Raw genomic sequence first — 3,670 nt, 5'->3', positions numbered from 1 at the left:
GCGGTTCAGTTTTCGCAGATCAGCGGTTCGCTACGGCGAGTGGTGGAGACGAGGGGACTTGAACCCCTAACCCCTGCCTTGCAAAGTCGGTCCGGGTCGTCCGGGGACTGTTTCAAGATCGGTGTTTCCGGCCCGACACGCCGGGTCTCGGGTCCGGCGGGATGGGCACTGTGAGTGATGACATTGGGTGATATGACCCCTCGGAAGACTGATCGTGATCAGGGGCGGCAGCTGTCGCCGGAGCAGGCCGCCGCGGCGGCGATGGTCGCGGACGCGCAGGCGCGTGGGCTGGCACTGACGGGGCCGGACGGGCTGTTGAAGTTGTTCACGAAGTCCGTGCTGGAGACGGCTCTCCAGGAAGAGATGACCGGGCATCTCGGGCACGAGAAGAACCGGGCATCGGTCGAGCGGGAATCGGCCAACGTCCGTAACGGCAGCCGGTCGAAGACGGTTGTTTCCGAGGCGGCTGGCGAGGTGCGGATCGCGGTTCCGCGGGACCGGGCGGGCACGTTCGAGCCGCAGATCGTGAAGAAGCGGCAGCGACGCCTGTCGGGTGTGGACGAGATCGTGCTGTCGCTGTATGCGAAGGGTCTGACGACGGGGGAGATCTCGGCGCATTTCGAGGAGATCTACGGGGCGTCGGTGTCGAAGGAGACCATCTCCCGGATCACCGACCGGGTTGTGGCGGAGATGAACGAGTGGGCGTCCCGGCCGCTCGACCGCGTCTATGTGGCGATCTTCATCGATGCGGTCGTCGTGAAGATCCGCGACGGGCAGGTCGTCAACCGGCCCGTCTACGCTGCCATCGGCGTCACCGTCGACGGCCACAAGGACGTCCTGGGGCTGTGGGCGGGCACCGGCGGTGAGGGTGCCAAGTTCTGGATGTCGGTGCTCACCGACCTGCGTAACCGCGGGGTCGGCGATGTTTTCTTCCTCGTCTGTGACGGGCTGAAAGGGCTGCCCGAGGTGGTCGAGAACGTGTGGCCGGCCGCCACCGTGCAAACGTGCATCATTCACCTTATCCGCAACACTTTTCGGCTGACCTCGCGGGCCGACCACGACGCGGTGAAACGCGATCTGAAGCCCATCTACACGGCGCCGACCCCGGCCGCCGCCGCGGCGGCGATGGATGCGTTTGAGGATACCTGGGGAAGGAAATACCGGGCTGTCATCCGGCTGTGGCGTAACGCCTGGGAGGAGTTTACTCCGTTCCTTGACTACGACGTGGAGATACGCCGGGTGCTGTGTTCTACGAATGCGATCGAGTCGCTCAACGCCCGCTATCGGCGGGCTGTGCGTGCCCGTGGGCATTTCCCGAGCGATCAGGCCGCGCTGAAATGCCTGTATCTTGTGACCCGCAGTCTGGACCCCACCGGGGCCGGCCGCGCCCGGTGGATGGTCCGGTGGAAGCCCGTGATCGACGCCTTTGCGATCACGTTCCGTGACCGCTGGCCGTCCGCCGAGACCTACTGATCAACCCGCCGGAAACACCATTAGCGACACAGTCCCGTCGTCCGCCGACGTCCAGGTTCGTCCGTGCAGTCGGCCTGGCCTGGGCGCTGGTTCCGTCGGCGTCTACCGCCATCCGTGGACGTTCGCAGGCTCGGCTACATGCTTGGCTACACGTCTCGGACTCCGACCTCAGGGGGACCGGCCGGGTCGTCGCGGCGCTCGACGACGGACCCCCGGATTAGAAGTCTTGCTTGTGGTGTTCGTGGGGGTCCGTCGATGTTTGCCGGGTCAGGTCGGCGGACCCCCACTGTTCGCCATCGTCCGTCGTTGTTCGCGCACGTTGCTGTCAGCGGTTGCTGTCAGATCCGTTGCTCGATGCCCGAACCGGCGTCGGGGTCATCACGCCGGACGTGTGTGGCGGGCGTGGCTGACGGCGGATGATCGGCCGGTTTCTACCGTGTTGGGTGATGATGGCATGCTGGGCGGGTGACCGTGGGGGGCAGTGAGGTTACCGGCTCTGACTTTTTCGTGTCCTACACCGGGAAAGATGAGGCGTGGGCGAAGTGGATCGCCTGGACGTTGATAACCGCCGGTTACCGGGTGGTGATCCAGGCGTGGGACTTCGGTCCGGGGTCGAATTTCGTCCATGAGATGGACCAGGCCGCCCGGTCGTCCGCGCGGACGGTAGCGGTGCTGTCCACGGCCTATCTGGCGTCGGGGTTCGCATCAGCGGAGTGGTACGCGGCCTGGCGGAATGATCCGCTTGGTCGGGGGCGGAAGCTACTGGTGTTCCGGGTGGAGGACTGTGACCCTCCGGGGTTGCTGGGTCCGATCGCGTTGGTGGATCTGTTCGGGGTAGACCGGGAGACGGCCCGGGACCGGGTGGTGGAAGCCGCGGGCTTTCAACCAGGCCCGCCGGATGCGGAGCCGGCTTTCCCGGGTGCTCGACCCGCTGGTGGGTCGGTCGTCGGCGCGGCGGTGGGAGCAGCTCCGGTGTTCCCACCGGATCTACCGACGATGGGGAGCGTCCCGGCCCGGCTGGCGCATTTCGTCGGCCGTGACACGCTCCTCGACGAGATACACACGCGGTTGACCGCGGCGGGGTCGGTGGCGGTGACCGCGCTGGCGGGGATGGGCGGGGTCGGGAAGACCGCGCTTGTGGTCGAGTACATCCACCGGCATGCCGAGTCGTTCGACCGGGTGGGCTGGGTACCGGCGGAGCAGCCGGAGCTGATCGACGGGTATCTGGCCGGGTTGGCTGCGGTGGTGGGGCTGACGGTGGAAGCGGAGCCGGCCGTGGTGGTCGCGGCGTGGGCGGGTAAGCCGCGGTCGCTGCTGGTGTTCGACAACGTCGACGACCCCGACTCGTTCAAGAAGTTCAAGGGGCTTCGGCCTTCGCCGGGGGCGGGCCGGCTACTGGTGACGTCGCGGCGGCGGGGTTTTACCGCTCTCGGGGCAACGGTCACCGTGCCGTTGCTGCCGCGGGTCGAGGCGATGCGGATGCTGACCGACCGGTTCCCGGGGTTGGAACCGACGGCTGCGGATCGGATCTGCGCCCTGCTGGGGGATCTGCCGCTGGCGGTCGAGCAGGCCGCCGGCTATCTCGACCAGACCGACGCCCCACCGGAGGAGTACGCCGATCTCCTCGCCGATCAGCTCGGTGACATGCTCGCCGACGGGGATGTCGCCGACCGGCCGGGGGTCACCGTCGCGGCGCTGTGGGACCTGTCGGTGCGGCATCTGCGCGGCGAGCGCCCGGCCGCGGTGGAACTGCTGGAACTGTGGGCGTTGTGCGACCCGGAGAAGATCCTCCTGGGTCTGTTCGCGGATCCGGGCGGGTTCGACGACGGGCCGTTGAAGGACGCGGTCGGTAACCGGGCGGAGTGGTTGCGCACGGTCGGCGCGCTGGTCGGGTACAGCCTCGCCCGTCGTGATCAGGACACGGTGGACGTGCACCGGCTGGTGCAGGCCGCGACCCGCCGGGCCATGAGCGGCGAGGTCCGCATCGCGCGGGCCGGGACCCTGGTGCGGCTGCTGCGCGGCGTCCTGCCCGCCGGCATCGAGCGGAACCCGGATGCCTGGCCGGTGTGGCGGGTCTACCTGCCGCATGTCACCGCTGTGCTTGGGCACACCGACGCCGACGCCGCGATCGATGGTCTGTCCTGGCTGTGTGACCGGACCGGAACCTACCTGCGCGAGCACGCCCAACCGGCTGCGG

The 3,670-nt window shown here is 67.9% G+C and carries 2 protein-coding genes; both read left to right on the top strand.

Features of this window, described 5'->3' with window-relative positions; translation table 11 throughout:
* Positions 1 to 192 precede the first annotated feature (192 nt).
* The gene (locus NBW84_RS19470) at positions 193 to 1,473 is read left to right on the top strand and encodes an IS256 family transposase (protein WP_250286199.1); all 1,281 of its coding nucleotides are present in this window, start codon (positions 193 to 195) and stop codon (positions 1,471 to 1,473) included.
* Positions 1,474 to 1,980: 507 nt separating this feature from the next.
* On the top strand, positions 1,981 to 3,670 hold a 1,690-nt coding region (locus NBW84_RS19465; RefSeq protein ID WP_250286197.1), incomplete at its 3' end, for a TIR domain-containing protein.

It is taken from the genome of Protofrankia sp. CiP1_Cm_nod2, assembly GCF_920664355.1.
GTDB lineage: Bacteria > Actinomycetota > Actinomycetes > Frankiales > Frankiaceae > Protofrankia.
The sequence above is the reverse complement of the archived record's forward strand: the minus strand, read 5'-3'. Positions and strand labels throughout refer to the sequence as shown.